Genomic DNA, 20,284 nt, shown 5'->3' with positions numbered 1-20,284 from the left:
ACAATAAAAAACCGAAGCGCAAATCATTAGCGCAACAGATCAACTACCTCTAGATGTTCGTTCCATACCATCAAATCCCGTAAGACCCTCTGGCGTCCCAGCACCGCAGTCTCGTCTGCGTCGCCGTTGAGAGGGGTTCTAGGCTGAGCCCCACCGAGTCGCAAGGCCTTTTTTGGACGAAAGTCATAAAAGTTTCATCCAACGGCTTTTAACCATAAAAGACACCCATCACAAAGGCTTAGAGGATGCGCCGTTCTGTCGATAGCGTGGCGCGGTCAGGATCGGGGGGTCTGAAACACGAGGAACAGCGTGATAGTGCGCCGTGGTGGCGTCCCGGCTCAGAAAAGCGTTTTCATCGCGGCAAAGGCGGGCTTGGCTGGTGTGAAATCGGTGGCTCAACCCCGGTAAAACCGGCGCAAAACCCTGCCCATTTTCCGGCCTCTATATAGAGGTGTGTTTTTGGCCCGAATAACCGCCCTCTATATACTCTTTGTATATGTGGCAGTCCGGGGCGCGGCGAACCCTGCGGTTCAAGCCCCGACAACCACAACCGTGACCGTGGGATCGACCGCCTGACAGGCCCGCAATAACCTCGACAGCATATGTGTCGTCACATAGGTGGCGTGGAACCGGCTGGGCGCAAGCAATTGCACCTGCCCCCCTGCCCTTTCGATCCGTATCAATGCCTCGACCCAGGACCGGTAGCGGCCCGGATCTTCATCGTAAAGCCGCGCTCTTGCCTGCGCCCATTCCGTGCCGTCGGAAATATCGGGGGGCGGTCCGGCCCCACGCAGTGGCATCGGCACAACTTTGGAATCAGGCTCGTCAGTATGATCCATCCGGTCTTCGAAGTCGGGCCCGACCGCCGCCCATCGGGGTTTCGTGTTGTGAAGAATACAGGTTAGATCCAGCCCGTATTCGGCCACCCTGCCCCGCGCGCCCTGCCGCTTTACGATCAGCCAGCCCATGGTTTTCAGTTTGGCGATCTCGCGCTTGACCGTCCGCTCGTCGACCCCCCAAAGCCTGGCGATCTCTCGTTGTCCGACGGTCAGCTCGTTGCGGCCCCAGTTGTAGCGGGCGGTCACAAGCGTCATCAGCCGAAGGATCAACCGTTGCGGGCCTTTGTCCAGTGACAAGGCGTAGGCCCCCATCGCGGTCAGCAAATCGTATTTGATGACAGAGGCCCCACGGCCCACAGGTTTCTTGGCAAACATGCCGCCCTCGTTTCCGCCCGACGCTTTGCTGCGTCTGAACTGTGCCTCGATTATTGAACTCTAACGGTTCATATTCTGGAAAGCGCTGTGACTGCGTCAACTCAGCGTTCTTCCCGCCTCTTTACCGATTTGCGTCCGAAACCTCGATTCTGTCAAGCACAGTTTGACCCTGCCCGGTTCTTCCCTCCAATCTAAAAGATGGAAATCAGGTATTAATGGTATAGGGGGACATCTAGTGTGTCCCATATTACAGGCGGTCTTGTCACCCTATATCTAGCGGCGGCATGTTTTTTGTCCCCCAATATCCATGCCTGCTCCGGGCAATAATCACAGATCAGTCGCGGCCTGCCCGAATCGTTGCAACGCGGTTCTGGCCCCTTATTTACAAGGCTTCGATCTTTCTTCGTCTCTGACCATATTCAGTTTTGCATTTTTGGCAAATCCGGCGTAAATGACAAGTAGACGATAATTAGCGTCCCCGCGGGGACAGGAGTTCCGATGTTTACACATGAAGATCTGGCGCGGCTTCAAGGCCAGTCCCTTAAGATGCAGGGATGGATACGGCAGCAAACGTTTTCCCCCGAGCTGGAGAAGACGCTCAGGCGGTTTTCAAGCTGGGAGGTGGCAGAGCTGATCTTCAAGGTGAACCAGTCCACATTGCGCGGGCGCCTGGCTGCCGACCCCTCGTTGCCACAGGGCATCGTCGAAGAGGATGGTCGGCAACATTGGTACACCCTCGAAGAGATCAACCAGATCCGGCGCCGCTTGAAAGTGAACCGCAAGTCACTGATGCCGACCCGCCCTGCGGGCAAACGGGCGATGCGCGTGGCGATCGCCAACTTTAAAGGCGGCGCCGGCAAGTCCACGGTCGCGCTGCATTTTGCCCATGCCGCAGCGCTTGACGGATACCGCGTTCTTTGCGTCGACTTCGACCCGCAGGCTACGCTTAGCCATTCCATGGGCCTGTCCGACGTGACCGAGGAATTCACCGTCTGGGGCATTATGGCCCGTGACCTGATCCGCGAGACAGAGCGGATGAATGCCGCAACACGGGGCGCCGAAAGCGGAGCCGCCCTGCCCCAGCGCCGCCTGCCCTCGGCGATCACCGACATGGGCCTGAAGGATCTGCGCGTCAGCGACTTTATCAAACCAACCTGTTGGCCGACCATCGACCTGATCCCAAGCTGCGCCAACGCAGCCTTTGTGGAATTCGCAAGCGCCCAGTACCGCCACCTGAACCCCGAATGGTCGTTCTTCGCCTCGGTCAGCCGCTACCTTGATAGCCTGCCCGCCGATGCCTACGACCTTGTGATTTTCGACTGCCCGCCCGCCATTGGCTATCAGTCGATGAACGCGGTCTTTGCGGCTGACATGTTGTATGTGCCGTCCGGCCCCGGCTATTGGGAATACGATTCCACCACGTCTTTCATCGGGCAGCTGGCCGAGGCGCTCGCCGATCTTTCGCGGTTTTCGGGGGGTGTCCCCGCGGGGACACTTAAACTGCCAAAGGAATTTCTCGACCTGCGCTTCCTTCTGACCCGCTATGAACACGGCAACGATCTGCACCGCGCGATGCGTTCAGCCTTCGAAAAGGTGTTCGAGGATAGGGTCACCGCCAACCCGATCGAGATGACGCGCGCCGTCGAACAGTCGGGCCGTTTCCTGAATTCGATCTACGAGACCGACTATCGCGACATGACGCGCGAAACCTGGCGCCGCGCACGCGCGTCGTTCGATCGGGCCTATGAGGAGTTCAAGGAACACGTGATCGTGGCCTGGGATAAATTGGAGGATGAGGCATGAGCAAGCGCAGAATCTTTGATATCGACTTTCCTGAAAACGGCGCTGTCCCCGCGGGGACAGATCAAACGCCGGACCCTAAACCCGAGACCGAGATGCGGCGCGGCCCCATGGCCTCGGCGATCAATGAAAACGCCGGCGCGTTGCGCGAACGTGAAACAGCAGAGCGCGCGATCCGTGAAGAAAACGACCGCCTTGCGCATGAGCTGGTGCGACTGAAAAAGCAGGGGCTGATCGTTGACCTGATCCCGGTCGACGACATCCGCACGGTGAAACTGACCCGGGACAGATCGACCGGCCGCGACCCTGATCTGGAAGAGCTGAAAGTCTCTATTCAGGCGATTGGTCTCTCGAATGCCATTCAGGTAGAGTTGACAGACGACGGCTATGAACTGGTTCAGGGCTTTCGCCGGCTGTCCGCTTACCGCGCGCTTTTTGCTGAAACCGGCGAAGAGCGGTATGCAAAAATCCCTGCGGGCCTGATTGCCAAAGGCGAGGCAATGGAGGCGCTGTACCGGCGCATGGTCGATGAAAACCTTGTGCGCCGCGACATCTCTTTTGCCGAAATGGCGCAGCTTGCGCTGTCCTACGCCAAGGACCCCGAGACATCGAGTGCGACGATAGAAGAGGCGATTGCGGCGCTTTATGCGTCGGCCAACCGGCAAAAGCGGATCTATATACGCCATTTCGCAACCATGCTTGAAGGCATCGGAAGTCATGTAAAGTTTCCGGAATCAATCCCGCGCGCGCTGGGGCTGCAGCTGGAAAAGCGGATATCGAACGAGTCGGGGGCCGCCGCGACGATCCGCCATGCTTTGGCTGCGGCCATGGCCACCACGCCAGAGGCTGAAGTGGATGTGCTGCGGGCGCAGGCGGTGAAAGAAAATGTCGCAAAGCCCGCAGCCCCGACCCCGACCAGCGTTGCCAAAACCACCTTTCGCCATGCTGTCCCCGCGGGGACAGTCCGGTGTGCGGCGCGGAACGGCAAGCTGGAGCTGGCGATGGACAGGGATTTTTCCAATGAGGATCGCGTCCGGCTAGAGGCGGCAATCACCGCCTTTTTCAAAGAGCTGGACGGGTAGGGCTGGCGGTTCCCCGTCTTTTGCGCGCCTGAAGCCGCCCTTGACCAAAGGCCTGTCCCCGCGGTGACAGTTGCCCGTCAAGGGGGGATTCAACAAAGCGCTTGGGTAATGTGCAAAACTGTATAACTATGCGCATTATGATGACAAAACACCCATATTCCTATATCGATCCGGATAGGTCCGAAGATGGCCAAACCGGCCCTTATGACCGTGATGAGGCAGCGGATGCAGACCTTTGGTTCTTGCCGTCCCCCGACGCCGAGGTGTCGGACTGGAACCCGGACCCCACGGCGCGGCCGATGCTGCCCGATCTTGTGGATATTGCCGCATGGCGGGCCGCGCAGGCCGAGCTGACGTTGGATCTGGCGCAACTGGCGACCCGTTTTGGCGCGCTGGACGAACGGTTGCGCACCGCGCCGGACGGGTGGAAGCAGCGGTTGGCCTTGCTGGAAGCGGCAGAACTAAGCTGGCACGCGGGCGACCGGATCACGGCAGAGCGTTTGGCGCTGTGGACCGCATTGCGTTTGGCCAACCCACAGGAGGACACGCTGGCCCTTGCGCGGTCCGGCTGGGCGATGCGGCGCCTGTCGGGCGGACCGCCCCCCGATACGGGCGGATGGCAGGCTGGCCTGACCGCATTTCTTGGCCGACAAGAGCCTTATCAGGGCGGAACAGAGCCACATCAAGGGGTGGGGGATATTGATGGCCGGATCGCCGACTGGGCCGGTGTGATGGCACAGGCGGCGGGCTTGCATCCGTTTGCCCGCGCCTGTCTTGGAACGCATGTCTGGCACATGGCAGAGGTGTCGGGCAGTGGATCGGCGCAAGAGATAGAGGCGACAGTGGTTGCGGCGCGGATCGCGGCGCAGGTCGGGCGCGGGGGCGCGATCTTTTTGCCGCTGGTGCTGGGGGGGCCTGGCGCGTTGCGTCCGGGCGGGTCGCCGTACGACCGTCTGGCGCGGTGGCTGGCCGGTGCAGAGCAGTCGACGCTGGCGGCCCTGCTGCATCTTGACCGGCTTGCCGATTGGCAGGCGCGAGCCAACCGCGCCGTTGCGCAGCGGTCGGGCCGGACGCCTGCGTTGCTGGCCGAGCTTCTGGCGGTCTGGCCGCTGGTCTCTGCCCCGATGGCAGAGGCGCAAACCGGTGCCAGCCGCGCCGCCGTGCAGCGCAACCTGGACGCCATGGCGGGCGAGGGGCTGATCCGCGAGGTGACGGGGCAGGGGCGTTACAGGGTCTGGACCGCCCGGCTTTAGCCGATCTGCACGCTGACGGTTCCAACCGCTTCGATGCGGCCTTTGACCAGTGTCCCCGCGGGGACATATGTCAGCGGATGCAGCGATCCGGTGATGATGACATGCCCCGGCTGAAGCCCGTCGAAATGGGTGCGGGCCAGATCGACGACGCCAAGAATCGTATCAAACGCATCCCCGCCGGGAACCTGTGTCGGGCCATCCAGAAGCACCTGATCGCCAAGCAGCATTTGCGCGTTGACCGGCCCGATGCCTGTGCCATTCCACGCCGGAACACCGGTTCCGATGACCAGCCCCTCGTTGATCTGGAAGTCGGCCAGTTTTACCAGTGGCTGATCGGCAAGCGGGCCTGTGACGCGCGGGGCTACAATCTCGATCACGGCGACCAGCGACAGGCTGTCGCGCAGGCGGTCGGCAAAGTCGGGCGCATCGCGTGGCGGCAGGGGGGCGTTCAACCTTAGCCCGATTTCCAGCTCGACACCCAGCATTCCGCCGGTTTTGGGTCGAATAACGGTCCCGTCCGCATAAAGGCCCGATGCCATAAGCGGTGCGAAGGTCTGGCCGTTGCCTGACTTGGGGCCAGCCTTGAAACCGGCAATCTTGCCCATGTGACGCGCGACTGCGGCTTGCACGGCGTAGGCCTCTGCCTCGGTCAGGGGGTGGTCGCTGTCCGCTGCGGGGCTAAAGCATTCGCTGGTGTTTCGTGCGGTTAACAGCCCGTCGGCAAAGTGCTGCATGGCGGTCTGGCGGGACGCGTGGGGTGTCACGTTGTGATGTCCTTTATGGGATGGCGTTCGACTGATATATAACAGGGCGCCATGCCGTCGTCCCGACCTATTTCGCGCAGGCCGTGCAATATTTGGCCACCTGAAAACATGGGCGTTTTGTCGGATTTTATCTGACACCGGGCACCGATCCGGTTTAAAAGAAGCCTGACGGTTAGCGATAACATCGCGGGCCAGACATGATCTGCAAGGGAGAGAGTAAAGTGAGCAATCCAACCACCTTGGCCATCGGCCAATACACCGACATGGACACCGGGCCATTGGCCCGCGACCTTGGCGCGATGACCCTGGACAGTGTGTCCGGTATCGCGGGTCTGCCCGATGCGGTGCGGGCCGGAATTACGGCTGTGGCGTTCAAGGGGCATGTGGCCTTTGACGGAGCGGCGATGGACCTTTTGCCGAATCTCGGGGTGATTGCGAACTACGGCGTCGGATATGACGCGATCAATGTGGCCGACGCGACCGCGCGGGGCATCAAGGTGACGAACACCCCCGATGTGCTGAACGACGATGTGGCCGATCTGGCCGTTGCGATGCTGTTGGCACAGGGGCGCCGTGTGGTGCAGGCGTCGGATTGGGTGCGGTCGGGGAACTGGGCGAACTCAGGCGAGATTGCGCTAAGCCGCAAGGTCAGCGGTGGGCGCGTGGGCATCGTCGGTCTGGGGCGCATCGGGCGCGAGATTGCCGACCGTCTGGCGGGGTTCAAGATGGACATCCACTATACCTCGCGGTCGGAAAAGCAGACGCCGGGCTGGACCTACCACGCCGATCCTGTGTCGCTTGCGGGGGCGGTCGATTACCTTGTGGTTGCCTTGGTCGGGGGGGCGGAAACGGCGGGCTATGTGTCAGCCGAGGTGATCCGCGCCTTGGGGAAGGATGGCGTGATCGTCAACATTTCCCGCGGTTCTACCATCGACGAGGCGGCACTGCTGGATGCGCTGGAAAGCGGCGCGATCGCAGGGGCGGGGCTGGACGTGTTCCTGAACGAGCCGAAGATCGACGCGCGGTTCATGGCGCTGGACACTGTGGTTCTGCAACCGCACCACGGGTCCGGCACGGTGGATACGCGCCGCGCGATGGGCCAGTTGCAGCGCGACAATATCGCGGCGTTTCAGGCAGGACGTGCGGTCTTGACGCCCGTGAACTGAAACCGCTCAAGGGCGCGCCTGTTACGGGCGCGCCGCTTTTTCCCCAAGATCATCCTCCAGATAATAGCGGATGTTGTCCTCGAAACTGTCATCGGCCTTCAGGCCCAGTTTCAGCGCCTTTTGCGGTGCGAAATCATAGCGCCAACCGGACACGATGCGCCGGATATCAGGCGCGTCCTGCCAGCGGATCAATGTTGCGGGCTTTGGTCCGGCCACGGCGGTCATCGCGTCGATCACCTGACGGATGGTCCAGCGGCGACCGGGCATCATCATGCAGCGGTTCTGGCCAAGGGCCTCTGCCTCGATCTCGGTTCCCAGAATCAAGTTCTCGACGCAGCGACGCGGCGACAGATAGTAGTGTTCGAAATCCTCGGCCACGGGGCAGACGGCCTCTTGCCCGTTCAGCGGTTCGCGCAGGATCGACGACATAAAGCTGGACGCGGCGCGGTTCGGTTTGCCCGGCCGGACAGAGATCGTCGGCAGGCGAAAGCCGCGACCGTCGATCAGCCCGCGGCGGGAGAAGTCGTTCAACAACAGCTCTCCGATCGCCTTTTGCGTGCCATAGGACGTTTGCGGGTTCAGGAAACTGTGATCGGTGATCGGGTCGGGAACCTCGCCGCCATAGACCGCGATCGACGATGAAAACACCACAACCGGTTTGGTTTGCAGCGCGCGACAGCGGTCAAGCACGTTCAGGGTGCCCAGCATGTTGATGTTCAGGCCCGCGTCCAGATCCTCCTCGGCGTGGGCCGATACGATGGCGGCCAGCAGATAGACCACATCGGTGTCCGCATCTATCAGTTGATCGACAGAGGCGCGGCTGGAAATGTCGCAATTGCGGGTCTCGACGGGAAAGGGTGCGTTGATCTGTGGCGGGTCGACAATATCGGCCAGCACAATTTTGCCGATGTCGCGCCCGCGCAGGGTGCCGCGCGCGGCCAGCTTCCGGGCCAGTTTCTGGCCGATAACGCCGCCTCCGCCGATGATAAGAACCTTCATGTCATGCCTTTCGTTTTGGTGCGGTGGGTGTGCCGCCTATAGGATCACGCGGTGTTCCGCCTGTCCGGTTGCGTCCGGTGTCAGGCGATAGGTCAGGCCCGCGTTCGGGTCGCCGCCCGCTGGGCCTTTGGCTGCTGTTGTCACGATCAGTGTCGAGAAATCCGCGCCACCGAAGGCGGGGCAGGTGGTTTGGCGGGCGGGCAGTGCGATGCTGCGCCGTTCGGTTCCGTCGGGGGCGTGGCACGTCAGCTTTCCCTGCCCGAAATGGGCGCACCAAAGGTTGCCTTCGGTATCGACCACGGCGCCGTCTGGCCGGTAGTGCGTGGCGGGCAGGGTCAGGAACTGCTCCGGCTCGCCCTTTGGCCAGCCGTCGGTTTCCGCAAGCGCCTGGCACCAGATGATGCCGCGCGGCGTGTCGGTCAGATAGGCAAAGCGGCGGTCGGGGGTAAAGCAGATGGCGTTGGGAATGGTCCAGGGCGCGAACATGCGACGGACCTCTCCGCGGTAGTAACGGTAGATCGCCCCTGCGTCCGGCTCTGCGTTCTTGCCCATGGTCCCGATCCAGAACCCGCCCCAGGGATCGGCGCGGCCATCGTTGGACCGGGTGGCGGGGGTGTCTGCCTCCAGCGGCGCGACGACTTCTTTCGCGCCGCTGGTCAAACAGAACCGCAGCAGGGCGGTTTCACTGGCAATCAGAACATGGGTGTCGTCCAGCCAGCCTGCCGCCGAGACATGCTGATCAAACTGCCATATTTCTACCGGAATTTTTGCATCAATACCGCGTAGAAACATCTTTTTCTCATTGATGTCGAACCACAGGAATGCGCCCCGCGCCGGATGCCACATCGGCCCTTCGCCCAACTGGCAGGGCGTGTCGTCAAAGGCCGATACAGCGCCTGACATCACAGCAATCCGCGCCCCGCCAGATTGCGCATCAGCGCGGATGTGCCAAAGCGCCATTCGGGGCATTGGGTGGACAGGCGCACGGTGTTGCGTAATTCGCCCAGCTTTGCCTCGGCAATCGTCACCACATCGCCCATCTTGTGGGTAAAGCCCTGACCGGGGGTGTCGCGGTCCTGAATCGGTGCGAACAGCGTGCCCAGAAACAGCATGAACCCGTCGGGATACTGGTGATGCCGCCCAATGGTCTGGGCGACGATATCGGCGGGGCGGCGGCTGATTTTGGTCATCGAGGAGTGGCCGTTCAGAACAAAACCGTCCTCGCCCGTGACCTGCAGGTTCAGTTCGGCCGCCCCCACATCGTCCAGCCCGTAAGTGTCGTCGAACAGCCGCAGGAACGGCCCGATCGCGCAGGAGGCATTGTTGTCCTTGGCCTTGCCCAGCAGCAGGGCAGAGCGGCCCTCGACATCGCGCAGGTTCACATCGTTGCCCAGAGTCGCGCCGACGATCCGGCCCTGACTGTTGATCGCCAGAACGATTTCGGGTTCGGGGTTGTTCCAGCTGGACATCGGGTGCAGACCGACGGAGGCCCCCCAACCCACAGAGGCCATCGGCTGTGCCTTGGTGAACACCTCGGCGTCGGGACCGATCCCGACCTCCAGATATTGCGACCACAGGCCCTCGGCCTGTAGCACCGACTTTACGCGCATCGCCTCGGGGGAACCGGGGTCTATGCCGTTCAGGCTGTCACCGATCACCGCCTGAACTTTCTTGCGGATCTCTTGCGCACGGTCGGCATTGCCTGCGGCCTGTTCCTCGATCACGCGTTCGACCATGGATTCCGCGAAGGTCACGCCGCTTGCCTTGACCGATTGCAGGTCGGCGGGGGACAACAGATGCAAGGCATCGCCGGTCGCATCTTCGGTCGAGCCTGCAACAAGATCCGCAAGGGTGCCGATCAGTTCGCCTTTGGCGGCGCGAACGTAGGCGACAATATCGTCGCGTTCCAGCAGGTCGCGCATGGTGGGGGTCTGCGCGTTGGTGATGTCGATCAGGTCATCGCCGCGCAATGTGACAAGGGCCGGACCGATGCCGGGGCGCCAGACGCGACCGACAAGGCAGGCCGTGGGTTGATCGTTTTGAATTGGCAGCATTCGGGTCACCTTTTATCTTTGTGGCATGGGTTGGCCGGTGGCAGACAGGATCGCCAGCGCGACGACCCCAAGCATGGCCGCCGCCATGGCGTAATTTATCTTGCGTTGGGTGGGTTGGCCAAGGTTCAGGCGGTGCAGGATGACACCGGCCCAAAGCCAGGCCAGATGGATTGGAATCCAGATGGCGGTCAGGATCAACAGCTTCATCAGGGTTTCTGTCATCAGGCTGTCGGGGTAGAAGGCAAAGCCGGAAAAAAGCGCGGTATTGACCGCATAGGCCTTGGGGTTGATCGCCTGTAGCAGGACACCTGACAGCACGCCGGGGGGGGATTTCGCCTCGATGAAGGCAAGGCGCGATCCGGCAAAGGCGATGCGGGCCGCAAGATACAGAAGGTAGCAGACCGAGGCGACCATCAGCACCGTGCGCACCACGGGCAGGCCAAGAACGGCGGCGGCCAGCCCGAAAATGACCGACATCGCCACAAGGGTCGTGCCGATGAACAGGCCGCTTACATAGGTCAGCCCGGCGCGAAACCCGAAGGCGGCGCCCACACCCGCCGTTGACAGCACACCGGGCCCCGGCGTGATGATCAGCAGGACAACGGCGACGGCAAAGGTGATCATCCGGCAAAGTCCAACTGGACTTTCATTGATGCGCTTCTGTCAGAGGCGATGCGGAAGGCATCGGCGAAATCTACCAGCGCAAAGCGGTGCGTGACCAGCGCGGAGACGTCGATCAGACCGGCCTGCATCAGCTTTACGCCGGTCGCGAACTCTTCGTGAAAGCGGAACGAGCCGCGCAGTTCGATTTCCTTCGCGGTGATCTGCATCATCGGCAGGGACATGTCGCCGGACAGGCCCAGTTGCACGATCACGCCGCGGGGGCGTAGGGCGGCGATGCCGCTGACCAATGCGGGCTGCGCGCCGGAACACTCGATCAGCACGTCAAAGCGGCCCTTGCCCGCCATATCCGGGGTCAGCGCATCGGGGTCTGCCAGCGTGTTCAGCGCACGGTCGGCCCCGGCGGCGCGGGCATAGTCCAGCGCCTTGTCGGTGATGTCGGTTGCAGTGATTTCGGCGGCGCCGGCGCGACGTGCGGCAAGGATGGTCAGGATGCCGATCGGGCCGCATCCGGTGATCAGCACCCGCTTGCCCAGCATCGGCCCCGCCCGCCCGACCGCGTGCAGGCACACGGCCAGCGGTTCGGCCATTGCGGCCTGTTCGGGGCTAAGCCCGGTGGCGGGAACGCATTGGCTGGCCTCTGCCACGATTTCCTGCCGGAACGCGCCCTGAATATGGGGAAAGGGCATGGCAGAGCCGTAAAAGCGCATGTTCATGCAGTGGTTCGGCAGCCCGCGCAGGCAATACTCGCAGTGCGCACAGGGCCGCGAGGGAGAGATCGCCACCAGATCACCAACACTCAACCCGTCAACGCCCGCGCCGGTTTCAAGGATATGGCCAGACACCTCGTGCCCCAGAATCATCGGTTCGCGCAGGCGCACGGTGCCAAAGCCGCCGTGGTTGTAATAATGCAGGTCCGACCCGCAGATGCCGCCCCGCGCCAACCCGACGCGCACCTGACCGGGGCCGGGGCCTGTGATTTCGCAATCGCCAAGGCGCAGGTCTTTGGCCCCATGGGCAAAAAGTGCTTTCATTCCGGTTCTGTCCCCCCTGACAGTGCGGCAGGTCTTATGCCCGAATGGCGGGCAGTTACGGCTTGTGTCGCCTTTAAAATGGTATACCATTTTTCAAAAGCATCAAGACGCGTTTCATCCTGTCGTGCGGTTCGCCGTGTACTGGGGGTGATTTCGGGGAAGGGAACAGGATGAATTTATTTGATCTGACGGGCAAAACGGCACTGGTGACGGGGTCTTCCATGGGGATCGGTCTGGCGCTGTCGCGGGGGCTGGCAGAGGCGGGCGCGCGGGTGGTGCTGAACGCGCGCAACGCCGACCGTCTGGCGGGTGCGGCAGAGACATTGCGCGCCGAGGGCCACACCGTTGACGTGCTGCCGTTCGACGTGACCGACCACGCGGCATCGGCGTCCGCGGTCAATGGATACGAGGCCGCGCATGGCCCGATTGGCATTCTGGTGAACAACGCCGGAATGCAGCACCGCACCGCCTTGCAGGATTTTCCGCCAGAGGCGTTCGAGCTGTTGATGCGCACCAACGTCAGTTCGGTGTTCAACGTCGGTCAGGCTGTGGCCAAACATATGATTGCGCGGGGCGAGGGAAAGATCATCAACATCGCCAGCGTCCAGACCGCGATGGCCCGTCCGGGCATTGCGCCCTACACCGCCACCAAGGGCGCTGTGGCCAACCTGACCAAGGGCATGGCGACGGATTGGGCGCGGCTGGGGTTGCAGTGCAATGCGATTGCGCCGGGGTATTTCGATACGCCCCTGAACGCGGCGCTTGTCGCGGACCCCGAATTCAGCGCCTGGCTGGAAAAGCGCACGCCTGCCGGACGCTGGGGCCGGATCGAGGAATTGGTCGGCGCCTGCGTGTTTCTGGCGTCGAACGCGTCCGGCTTTGTGAATGGTCATACGCTTTATGTGGATGGTGGGATCACTGCCAGCCTTTGACAGACCCAAGGGGGAATTTCGAGATGAGTGATACAGCGAACAAGCCGGTGATCGGCTTTATCGGCGTCGGGTTCATGGGGCACGGGATGGCCGCGAACATCATGAAGGGCGGCTATTCCCTTGTGGTCAAGGGCAACCGCAACCGCGAGCCGGTCGAAGACCTGTTGGCGCGTGGCGCGACAGAGGCCGCCACCCCGCGCGAGATGGCGATGGCGTGTGACATCATCCACATCTGCCTGTCCAACAGCCCGCAGGTCGAGGGCGTGATCCGCGGGGCGGATGGTATTCTGGCGTCGGGCAAGGCCGGGTTGATCGTGATCGACACCAGCACCGCAGACCCGACCTCGACCAAGGGTCTGGCCGAGGAACTGGCCGCCAAGGGCATGACGCTGGTTGACGCGCCGCTGGGTCGCACCCCGAAAGAGGCCGAGGCGGGCACATTGGACGCGATGGTTGGCGCGGACGCCGACACCTTTGCAACGGTGCGCCCCGTGATCGACTGCTGGTCGGGCAACATCACCCATATAGGCCCTGTCGGATCGGCGCATCAGATGAAGCTGATCATGAATTTCATCGGCATGGGCTATGCCGCGCTGTATGGCGAGGCGCTGGCGCTGGCGGCAAAGGTCGGGCTTGCGCCGCAAACGGTGCAAGAGGTGATCGGCGGCAGCCGGATGAGCAACGGGTTCTTCGACAGCTTTATGCAATATGCGGTGGGCCGGGACCGCGACGCGCATAAGTTCTCGATCACGAATGCCAGTAAGGACGTGCGTTATGTGTCGAACATGGCCACAGCCGCAGGGGTGGTGAACCCGATGGGGGCGGCCATTCGCAACTATTTCGCGCAGGTCGAGGCGCAGGGCAACGGGGCCGATTACGTGCCGATGATGTCGGACCATATCGCCGCGATGAACGGTGTCGATCTGGGGGCTTTGGTGGAAAAGAACCGCAAGTAGCTGCGGCGCGCTGGCCCTAGTTCAGGTTGCGCGATTGCAGCAGCAGCTTGACATAGGCCAGCGCGGTTGCTGTCGCCTCGCACCGCGCTTTTTGCGCTTCTGTGGCTTCGGACGGGTCCTCGCGCAGCAGGGTCAGGTCGATCATCCGGTCACATTGCATCAGGTTTTGCAGGAGGTCGTATTTGACCTCAATCCCCGCGACACCTGCAAGTTCGGTGGGCGCGGTTGCCGAGATATGCGCCATCCTGTCCCCGATATATCCGTTCCATGTGTCCCGCGCATCGCGAAAACAGGCGACCGAAGCCATCGGGGCCTTCATCACCAGATCAAGGCATTCGGTCTGGGCCTCGTTCACGCAATCGGCGACGGGGGCCGCGGCGTCGATCTGCCTGAGGACACAGGCCTGCACCTGTTCGGACTTGCCGATGGTGCCGGCGGCGGCTTGCACGGGCAGAAGGGCGATCAGCCCTATCAGGATGTGTCTGGTCATGGCGTCCTCTTTGGCAAGGGCTGCAGGTCGGGTTAAAAAGGCTCTTGCTTTTGGTATACCAAATGACGAAGCTATCACAAGCACTGAAAGATTACCGCAGGTTTGCATTTGCAGGCGGTGACTTGGAATGGGAGTTCTCAGGCATGTCAAATACCCGCGCGGGCAAAAAATTCCGCTCTCAGGAGTGGTTCGATAATCCGAACAATCCGGGCATGACGGCGCTGTATGTCGAGCGCTATCAGAACCAGGGATATACCCGGGGAGAGTTGCAGGGCGAACGTCCGGTGATCGGGATTGCGCAAACCGGCAGCGACCTTGCGCCTTGCAACAAGATCCACGTGTTCCTTGTGGACCGGATCAAGGCGGGCATCCGCGATGCGGGGGGCATTCCGATGGAGTTTCCGGTGCATCCGATTCAGGAAACCGGCAAGCGGCCAACGGCGGCGCTGGACCGGAACCTTGCCTATCTTGGGCTGGTCGAGGTGCTGCACGGCTATCCGATCGACGGAGTAGTCCTTACCACCGGCTGCGACAAGACCACGCCAGCGATGCTGATGGGGGCCGCCACGGTCGACATTCCGGCGATTGCGCTGAATGGCGGGCCGATGCTGGATGGGTGGTGGAAGGGCAAGCGCGCCGGTTCGGGCACGATCGTCTGGGAAAGCCGCCGTCTGCTGTCCGAGGGCAAGATCGACTACGAGGAATTTATGGGGCGCGTCTGTGCCTCTGCGCCCTCTTTGGGGCATTGCAATTCGATGGGCACCGCCAGCACGATGAACGCCATGGCCGAGGCGCTGGGGATGAGCTTGCCGGGGAACTCTGCCATTCCCGCGCCGTTCCGCGAACGCATGGCGATGGCCTATGAAACCGGCCGCCGCTGCGTTGAAATGGTCTATGAGGATCTGAAACCATCCGACATCCTGACGCGCGAGGCATTCGAGAACGCGATTGTTGTGAACTCTGCCATTGGCGGATCGACCAACGCGCCGCCGCATTTGCAGGCGATTGCCCGCCATGCCGGCGTGGACCTGAACGTCAAGGACTGGCAGACGGTCGGCTTTGATGTGCCGCTGCTGGTCAACATGCAGCCTGCGGGCGAATACCTTGGCGAAAGCTTTTTCCGCGCGGGCGGTGTGCCTGCGGTGATGGGCGAACTGCGCAAGGCCGGGCGGATTCACGAGGGCGCGATGACCGCCTCTGGCAAGACGGTCGGGGTTAATCTGGAGGGCTGGGAAAGTCAGGACACCGAGGTGATAAAGACCTGCGCCCAGCCAATGCGGCAGAACGCGGGCTTTCTTGTTCTTTCGGGCAACCTGTTCGACAGTGCCTTGATGAAAACATCTGTGATCTCGGACGATTTCCGCAAGCGGTTCCTGTCAGAGCCGGGGGCAGAGGGCACCTACGAGGCCCGCGCCGTGGTGTTCGAGGGACCAGAGGATTACCACGACCGGATCAACGACCCCGCGCTGGAGATCGACGAGCGGACCATCCTGTTCATTCGCGGTGTCGGCTGCGTCGGCTATCCCGGATCGGCCGAGGTGGTGAACATGCAGCCCCCCGACGCGGTTCTGCGGATGGGCATCAACCACCTGCCAACGGTCGGCGACGGGCGCCAGTCGGGCACATCGGAAAGCCCGTCGATCCTGAACGCCTCGCCTGAATCGGTGATCGGGGGCGGGCTCGCCTATTTGCGGACGGGCGACAGGGTGCGGCTGAACCTGAACGACAGCACGCTGAACGCGCTGGTCGATGCGGCGGGCTGGCAGGCGCGGATCGACGACTGGGTCGCGCCGGTGCTGCATCACCAGACACCCTGGCAGGAAATCTATCGCACCCACGTCGGGCAGCTTGCCGATGGCGGCTGTCTGGAACTGGCGACCGCCTATCACAAGGTCGCCAAGGATCTGCCGCGCGACAACCACTGATTTTTTTTGGGGGACTGACATGAAAAGCATTATCATCACCGGAGCAGGCAGCGGCATCGGTCGGCTGACCGCGCATACCTTTCTGGATGCGGGCTGGCGCGTCGGGCTTGTCGGGCGGCGCAAGGACGCGCTTGAGGAAACGGCGGGCGACAACCCGCACGCGCTGGTGCTGCCGTTCGATGTGACCGATCCGGGTGCGGTGGATGCCGGTTTCGGCAAGGCCGTTGCAGAGTGGGGGCGCGTTGACGCGCTGTTCAACAACGCCGGTGTCAGCATGCCGTCGCAGATGATCGACGAGATTGCGGTCGATGCCTGGTTGAACCTGAGCAATATCAATATCACCGGGATGTTCCTCTGCGCCCGCGCCGCCTTTGGCCAGATGCGCAAGCAAGACCCGCAGGGGGGCCGGATCATCAACAACGGGTCGGTTTCGGCCCATGTTCCGCGGTTTGGGTCGGCGCCCTATACGATGTCGAAACATGCGGTAACCGGATTGACGCGCGCGCTGTCGCTGGACGGGCGCACCTTCAACATCGCCTGCGGTCAGATCGACATCGGCAATGTCTTGTCCGATATGTCAGAGCGGATTTCACGCGGCGTGCCGCAAGCGGATGGATCCATCAAGGCAGAGCCGATGATGGACGGTGCGAATGTGGCGAAATCGGTGCTGCATATGGCGTCGCTGCCGCTTGACGCGAATGTGCAGTTCATGACCGTCATGGCAACCGCGATGCCGTTTATCGGGCGCGGCTGACGCAAGACAAAACCGCCGCGGCAACGGGGCGGTTTTCCTGTTGCCGCGGCGGATGTGCATAAGGTCACTGCGGTAGGGTGGCCTGCATCGAAGGCCGCTGCGCAAAGACGGCATACCAGTTGGCCAGACCCGGGCGGGACGCGCGCCAGTCGTGATCGGGGAACCGGAAATCAAGATAGCCGATGGCGCAACCGATCGCGATAAGGCCGGCATCGACGCCCGCAAAGGATGCCGTTTCGGTTTCAAGCTGGTCAAGCGACGCGTCGATCTTGTCGATCTGCCCTTGCAGCCACTCTGGCCAGCGTTTTTCAGCGGGGCGCATTGCGGTTTCATAGCGGGCCAACAATGCCGCATCCAAAAGCCCGTCTGCCAAGGCTTCGCGGCGCAGGGTTGTCCAGCGCGACGGGCCTGCGGCGGGATACATCGGCGGGCCACTGTGCTGTGCGTCGAGGTATTGGCAAATGACGCGGCTGTCATACAGGGGGCCGTCATCTGTCAGGGCTGTGGGCACTTTGCCGGTCGGGTTGCTGGCGGCAATGGTCTTGTCCCGCGCGATGGGGCTTGCCGCAGATGCAAGCTGTTCCACGTCCTGCCCAGTTTCAAGGGCCAGAACCATGACTTTGCGCACATAAGGCGACGCGGGCGAGTAGAACAGTTTCATTCAGGTCTCTCCTGGGTGGTGGTGACAAGACGGTTATTAGTGCGCGGTTACAGGCGGGGTTTTGGCATCAGCCCCTTTTGCTGCTCACGGTACCAGATGTGGATGCCTGCGGCGATGATGATCAGGCCGCCGACAAGGGTCCAGATCGTCGGGTAGGTGTTGAACACCACGATGCCCACGGCCCCCGCAAGGAACAGCTGGATGTAAACCACGGGCGCAAGGATCGACGCGTCGGTCAGGCGGTGCGCAAAGGTTGCCGCCGTATGCCCGAAGGCGGCGAAGGCCCCGATGGCGAAAAACACGGCGATTTCCAGCGGCCCGCTGGGCCAGACCCAATGCTGCCAGGCAAAGGGCGCGATGCACAGGGTCGGGATGCCGCTGCTCCAGATCTGGCTGGTGGCGTTGGTTTCCACGCCCGCCAGCATGCGCGTCATGATGAAATAAAGCGCGGCAATGACCAGCGCGGCCAACGACAGAAGCATCGCAGGGTGAAAGGACACGCCCCAGGGCTGCATCACCACGATCACACCGATGAAACCGGTGCAGACGGCGATGATCCGCTGGCGGCCTACGACCTCTCCCAGAATGGGGATCGACAACAGTGTCACCGCGATCGGCCCTGCGAACATGATCGTGGTGGTGACGGTGATCGGCAGATAGTTCAACGCGGTGAAATTCAGGATCGTGCTGCCCAGCAGGAACGCGGACCGCAGAAACTGCTTCCAGGGGCTGTTGGAATGGAACGGCGCCAGCCCGTGCTTTGGCACGAACATGATCAGCGACATCAGAAAATGGCCGGCATAGCGGGCGAAAACGATCTGAAGCGCGGGCAGACCCGCCAACAGCAGCCATTTCGCCGATGTGTCGATCATCGTGAAAAACAGAACCGCCAGTGCCATGGCCGCAAGTCCAAGGGCGGTTTTATCCTCGCGGGGGGTGGCCGTTGCCATGAGGTGCGCGGCCCTAGCCGGTCGCCCAACCGCCGTCGATCACATGCGCCTGACCCGTGGTGAACGAGCTTTCGTCAGAACCGAGATACAGCGCAAGCGCCGCGATTTCGGGGGGTTGGCCGATGCGGCCCATCGGCTGACGGGCGACAAAGGCGGCGCGGGCGGCGTCATAGTCGCCCGTTGCCCGCAGCCGATCCTGAAGCGAGGGGCTTTCAATCGTGCCGGGGCAGATGCAGTTGCAGCGGATGCCGCGCGCGACATAGTCCAGCGCCACGGATTTGGTCATGCCGATGATCGCCGCCTTGGACATGCCGTAGATAAAGCGGTTCGGGGCGGCGATGATCGACGAGGCGACCGAGGCGATATTGACGATTGCGCCAGTGCCGCGTTCCACCATGCCGGGCAGGGCGGCCTGCATCGAATGGAATTGCGACCTGACGTTCAGATTCATCGCAAAGTCGAACTCTGGGTCTGTTGCCTCGGCGATGCTGCCGGCGTGGACGAACCCGGCGCAGTTCACCAGAATGTCAGGGGCGGCGGCTGTGACGGCGGATTGCAGCGCGGCCTTGTCGGTGACATCCAGCGCAAAGGCATGTGCGGCACCGATCCCGGTCAGCAGGTCGCCGTTCAGGTCGGTCGCGGTGACGATGGCACCTTCTGCGATATAGGCCTCGGCGATGGCGCGGCCTATGCCTTGGCCCGCTGCGGTGATAAAGGCTTTTTTACCCTGTAATCTCATGCGGTTAATCCTTCAGGTGCTGGGCGAGGTAATCGACCATTTCCGGTATCATCTTGTCGCCGAACCCGTTTGCCTTTGCTTCGGTCAGGGTCTCGCTTGCGGCGCCGGACATGCGCGAGTGAACGCCCAGATCCTGGGCCATTGTGCGGTAATACCCAACATCCTTGGCCCCGTTGGCGATCGAAAACGCAAGGTCGATCCGGCCATCCGACGCGTAGTTGCGGATGAAATCCATCATGCCCGACCTCAGCGGACCAGCGGCCATGACGTTGTAAAGCGCCTCGCGGTCGATGCCGGTCGCGTCGGCCATGGCGAATGCCTCTGACATGGCGCAGGCGGTGGTCATGGCGAAGAAGTTGTTGATCAGTTTGATCGTGTGGCCAGAGCCAAGCGCCCCAAGGTGAAAGACGTTCTCGCCCAGATCGTCCAGCACCGGCTTTACGCGGGCAAAGGTGGCATCGTCGCCGGCGCACATGATGTTCAGTTTGCCGTCGCGCCCGTGCGAGGGTGTGCGCCCAAGCGGCGCGTCCAGATAGGTGGCGCCGCGCGTAGCCATCTCTGCGCCGATCTTCAGGGTCGAGGCAGGAAGGGAGGTGCCGAAGTCGATCACGGTCTTGCCCGCGCCGATGCCGGCCAGCACCCCGTCCGGCCCGAACACCCGCGCCTCTACCTGATCCGAGGTGCCCATGCAGAGCATCACGATGTCACTTGCCGCCGCGAGGGTTCTGGCATCGGGTGCCTCGACAGCGCCGCGCGCGACGGCGGCGTCAATTCCGGTGCGGTCGCGGTGTCCCAGAACATGCAGGGCATAGCCACAGTCCAACAGGCGCTGCACCATGGCTGACCCCATCAGGCCAAGGCCGATGAATCCGATGGTTGGTTTGGTCATG

General features: G+C 62.2%; 20 protein-coding genes. 8 read left to right on the top strand and 12 right to left on the bottom strand.

The window, feature by feature from the left end; translation table 11 throughout:
• Positions 1-530 precede the first annotated feature (530 nt).
• Positions 531-1,214, bottom strand: coding sequence for a hypothetical protein (locus ACEN2R_RS18245; RefSeq protein ID WP_442044118.1), 684 nt, complete (start codon positions 1,212-1,214; stop codon positions 531-533).
• A gap of 498 nt (positions 1,215-1,712) precedes the next feature.
• Between ACEN2R_RS18245 and ACEN2R_RS18240 the strand changes: the two genes are divergently transcribed.
• From ACEN2R_RS18240 to ACEN2R_RS18230, 3 genes are all read left to right on the top strand, one after another.
• Complete coding sequence (locus ACEN2R_RS18240; RefSeq protein ID WP_442044117.1) at positions 1,713-3,017, top strand: AAA family ATPase; 1,305 nt, start codon at positions 1,713-1,715, stop codon at positions 3,015-3,017.
• The gene (locus tag ACEN2R_RS18235) at positions 3,014-4,096 is read left to right on the top strand and encodes a ParB/RepB/Spo0J family partition protein (protein ID WP_442044116.1); all 1,083 of its coding nucleotides are present in this window, start codon (positions 3,014-3,016) and stop codon (positions 4,094-4,096) included. Before ACEN2R_RS18240 ends, ACEN2R_RS18235 begins: the two co-directional genes overlap by 4 nt.
• A gap of 140 nt (positions 4,097-4,236) precedes the next feature.
• Positions 4,237-5,349: a helix-turn-helix domain-containing protein gene (locus tag ACEN2R_RS18230; RefSeq protein WP_442044115.1), complete on the top strand. Its 1,113-nt coding sequence runs from the start codon at positions 4,237-4,239 to the stop codon at positions 5,347-5,349.
• On the opposite strand, the gene ACEN2R_RS18225 is transcribed toward ACEN2R_RS18230, so the two are convergent.
• On the bottom strand, positions 5,346-6,113 hold the full coding sequence (locus ACEN2R_RS18225) for a hypothetical protein (protein WP_442044114.1): 768 nt from the start codon (positions 6,111-6,113) through the stop codon (positions 5,346-5,348). The two genes, ACEN2R_RS18230 and ACEN2R_RS18225, sit on opposite strands and share 4 nt — an antisense overlap.
• Positions 6,114-6,334: 221 nt before the next feature.
• Between ACEN2R_RS18225 and ACEN2R_RS18220 the strand changes: the two genes are divergently transcribed.
• On the top strand, positions 6,335-7,279 hold the full coding sequence (locus ACEN2R_RS18220) for a 2-hydroxyacid dehydrogenase (RefSeq protein WP_442044113.1): 945 nt from the start codon (positions 6,335-6,337) through the stop codon (positions 7,277-7,279).
• Positions 7,280-7,300: 21 nt separating this feature from the next.
• Here ACEN2R_RS18220 and denD read toward each other — a convergent pair whose 3' ends face one another.
• From denD to ACEN2R_RS18195, 5 genes are read right to left on the bottom strand one after another with little or no spacing between them, the layout of a single operon-like run.
• Entirely contained in the window at positions 7,301-8,278 is a 978-nt protein-coding gene (gene denD / locus ACEN2R_RS18215) for a D-erythronate dehydrogenase (protein WP_442044112.1), read from the bottom strand.
• Positions 8,279-8,314: 36 nt separating this feature from the next.
• On the bottom strand, positions 8,315-9,181 hold the full coding sequence (locus ACEN2R_RS18210) for an SMP-30/gluconolactonase/LRE family protein (protein ID WP_442044111.1): 867 nt from the start codon (positions 9,179-9,181) through the stop codon (positions 8,315-8,317).
• Positions 9,181-10,332, bottom strand: a complete 1,152-nt coding sequence (locus tag ACEN2R_RS18205) for a fumarylacetoacetate hydrolase family protein (protein ID WP_442044110.1) — start codon at positions 10,330-10,332, stop codon at positions 9,181-9,183. Before ACEN2R_RS18205 ends, ACEN2R_RS18210 begins: the two co-directional genes overlap by 1 nt.
• Positions 10,333-10,344: 12 nt before the next feature.
• Positions 10,345-10,956 (bottom strand): LysE family translocator, encoded by a 612-nt coding sequence (locus tag ACEN2R_RS18200; protein ID WP_442044109.1) that lies wholly within the window; start codon positions 10,954-10,956, stop codon positions 10,345-10,347.
• Complete coding sequence (locus ACEN2R_RS18195) at positions 10,953-11,987, bottom strand: L-idonate 5-dehydrogenase (protein ID WP_442044108.1); 1,035 nt, start codon at positions 11,985-11,987, stop codon at positions 10,953-10,955. Before ACEN2R_RS18195 ends, ACEN2R_RS18200 begins: the two co-directional genes overlap by 4 nt.
• Before the next feature lie 170 nt (positions 11,988-12,157).
• Between ACEN2R_RS18195 and ACEN2R_RS18190 the strand changes: the two genes are divergently transcribed.
• Both ACEN2R_RS18190 and ACEN2R_RS18185 read left to right on the top strand, forming a co-directional pair.
• Entirely contained in the window at positions 12,158-12,919 is a 762-nt protein-coding gene (locus ACEN2R_RS18190; RefSeq protein WP_442044107.1) for an SDR family oxidoreductase, read from the top strand.
• Between the two features lie 23 nt (positions 12,920-12,942).
• The gene (locus tag ACEN2R_RS18185) at positions 12,943-13,875 is read left to right on the top strand and encodes an NAD(P)-dependent oxidoreductase (protein WP_442044106.1); all 933 of its coding nucleotides are present in this window, start codon (positions 12,943-12,945) and stop codon (positions 13,873-13,875) included.
• A gap of 16 nt (positions 13,876-13,891) precedes the next feature.
• Here ACEN2R_RS18185 and ACEN2R_RS18180 read toward each other — a convergent pair whose 3' ends face one another.
• Positions 13,892-14,365, bottom strand: coding sequence for a hypothetical protein (locus ACEN2R_RS18180; RefSeq protein WP_442044105.1), 474 nt, complete (start codon positions 14,363-14,365; stop codon positions 13,892-13,894).
• Between the two features lie 143 nt (positions 14,366-14,508).
• Here ACEN2R_RS18180 and ACEN2R_RS18175 point away from each other — a divergent pair, with 143 nt between their 5' ends.
• Entirely contained in the window at positions 14,509-16,290 is a 1,782-nt protein-coding gene (locus ACEN2R_RS18175; RefSeq protein ID WP_442044104.1) for an IlvD/Edd family dehydratase, read from the top strand.
• A gap of 19 nt (positions 16,291-16,309) precedes the next feature.
• Entirely contained in the window at positions 16,310-17,044 is a 735-nt protein-coding gene (locus tag ACEN2R_RS18170) for an SDR family oxidoreductase (protein WP_442044103.1), read from the top strand.
• Positions 17,045-17,108: 64 nt separating this feature from the next.
• Here ACEN2R_RS18170 and ACEN2R_RS18165 read toward each other — a convergent pair whose 3' ends face one another.
• From ACEN2R_RS18165 to ACEN2R_RS18150, 4 genes are read right to left on the bottom strand one after another with little or no spacing between them, the layout of a single operon-like run.
• Positions 17,109-17,705 (bottom strand): glutathione S-transferase, encoded by a 597-nt coding sequence (locus tag ACEN2R_RS18165; RefSeq protein ID WP_442044102.1) that lies wholly within the window; start codon positions 17,703-17,705, stop codon positions 17,109-17,111.
• A gap of 47 nt (positions 17,706-17,752) precedes the next feature.
• Entirely contained in the window at positions 17,753-18,655 is a 903-nt protein-coding gene (locus ACEN2R_RS18160) for a DMT family transporter (protein WP_442044101.1), read from the bottom strand.
• A 13-nt stretch (positions 18,656-18,668) separates the two neighbouring features.
• Positions 18,669-19,394: an SDR family oxidoreductase gene (locus ACEN2R_RS18155; protein WP_442044100.1), complete on the bottom strand. Its 726-nt coding sequence runs from the start codon at positions 19,392-19,394 to the stop codon at positions 18,669-18,671.
• A gap of 4 nt (positions 19,395-19,398) precedes the next feature.
• The gene (locus ACEN2R_RS18150) at positions 19,399-20,283 is read right to left on the bottom strand and encodes an NAD(P)-dependent oxidoreductase (protein ID WP_442044099.1); all 885 of its coding nucleotides are present in this window, start codon (positions 20,281-20,283) and stop codon (positions 19,399-19,401) included.
• Between the last annotated feature and the right edge of the window lies 1 nt (position 20,284).

Source organism: Pseudogemmobacter sp. W21_MBD1_M6, assembly GCF_052119585.1.
Taxonomy (GTDB): Bacteria; Pseudomonadota; Alphaproteobacteria; order Rhodobacterales; family Rhodobacteraceae; genus JBGQOJ01.
Note: the sequence above shows the minus strand (reverse complement) of the source record. Positions and strands in the feature narration are given on the sequence as shown.

Bases quoted from the DNA above. Each gene is read 5' to 3' on its own strand.
- ACEN2R_RS18190 (WP_442044107.1), top strand. From the start codon at position 12,158: ATGAATTTATTTGATCTGACGGGCAAAACGGCACTGGTGACGGGGTCT.
- ACEN2R_RS18180 (WP_442044105.1), bottom strand. From the start codon at position 14,365: ATGACCAGACACATCCTGATAGGGCTGATCGCCCTTCTGCCCGTGCAA.
- ACEN2R_RS18200 (WP_442044109.1), bottom strand. From the start codon at position 10,956: ATGATCACCTTTGCCGTCGCCGTTGTCCTGCTGATCATCACGCCGGGG.
- ACEN2R_RS18230 (WP_442044115.1), top strand. From the start codon at position 4,237: ATGACAAAACACCCATATTCCTATATCGATCCGGATAGGTCCGAAGAT.
- denD (WP_442044112.1), bottom strand. From the start codon at position 8,278: ATGAAGGTTCTTATCATCGGCGGAGGCGGCGTTATCGGCCAGAAACTG.
- ACEN2R_RS18165 (WP_442044102.1), bottom strand. From the start codon at position 17,705: ATGAAACTGTTCTACTCGCCCGCGTCGCCTTATGTGCGCAAAGTCATG.
- ACEN2R_RS18185 (WP_442044106.1), top strand. From the start codon at position 12,943: ATGAGTGATACAGCGAACAAGCCGGTGATCGGCTTTATCGGCGTCGGG.
- ACEN2R_RS18195 (WP_442044108.1), bottom strand. From the start codon at position 11,987: ATGAAAGCACTTTTTGCCCATGGGGCCAAAGACCTGCGCCTTGGCGAT.
- ACEN2R_RS18155 (WP_442044100.1), bottom strand. From the start codon at position 19,394: ATGAGATTACAGGGTAAAAAAGCCTTTATCACCGCAGCGGGCCAAGGC.
- ACEN2R_RS18235 (WP_442044116.1), top strand. From the start codon at position 3,014: ATGAGCAAGCGCAGAATCTTTGATATCGACTTTCCTGAAAACGGCGCT.
- ACEN2R_RS18150 (WP_442044099.1), bottom strand. From the start codon at position 20,283: ATGACCAAACCAACCATCGGATTCATCGGCCTTGGCCTGATGGGGTCA.
- ACEN2R_RS18205 (WP_442044110.1), bottom strand. From the start codon at position 10,332: ATGCTGCCAATTCAAAACGATCAACCCACGGCCTGCCTTGTCGGTCGC.
- ACEN2R_RS18160 (WP_442044101.1), bottom strand. From the start codon at position 18,655: ATGGCAACGGCCACCCCCCGCGAGGATAAAACCGCCCTTGGACTTGCG.
- ACEN2R_RS18210 (WP_442044111.1), bottom strand. From the start codon at position 9,181: ATGTCAGGCGCTGTATCGGCCTTTGACGACACGCCCTGCCAGTTGGGC.
- ACEN2R_RS18240 (WP_442044117.1), top strand. From the start codon at position 1,713: ATGTTTACACATGAAGATCTGGCGCGGCTTCAAGGCCAGTCCCTTAAG.
- ACEN2R_RS18245 (WP_442044118.1), bottom strand. From the start codon at position 1,214: ATGTTTGCCAAGAAACCTGTGGGCCGTGGGGCCTCTGTCATCAAATAC.
- ACEN2R_RS18175 (WP_442044104.1), top strand. From the start codon at position 14,509: ATGTCAAATACCCGCGCGGGCAAAAAATTCCGCTCTCAGGAGTGGTTC.
- ACEN2R_RS18170 (WP_442044103.1), top strand. From the start codon at position 16,310: ATGAAAAGCATTATCATCACCGGAGCAGGCAGCGGCATCGGTCGGCTG.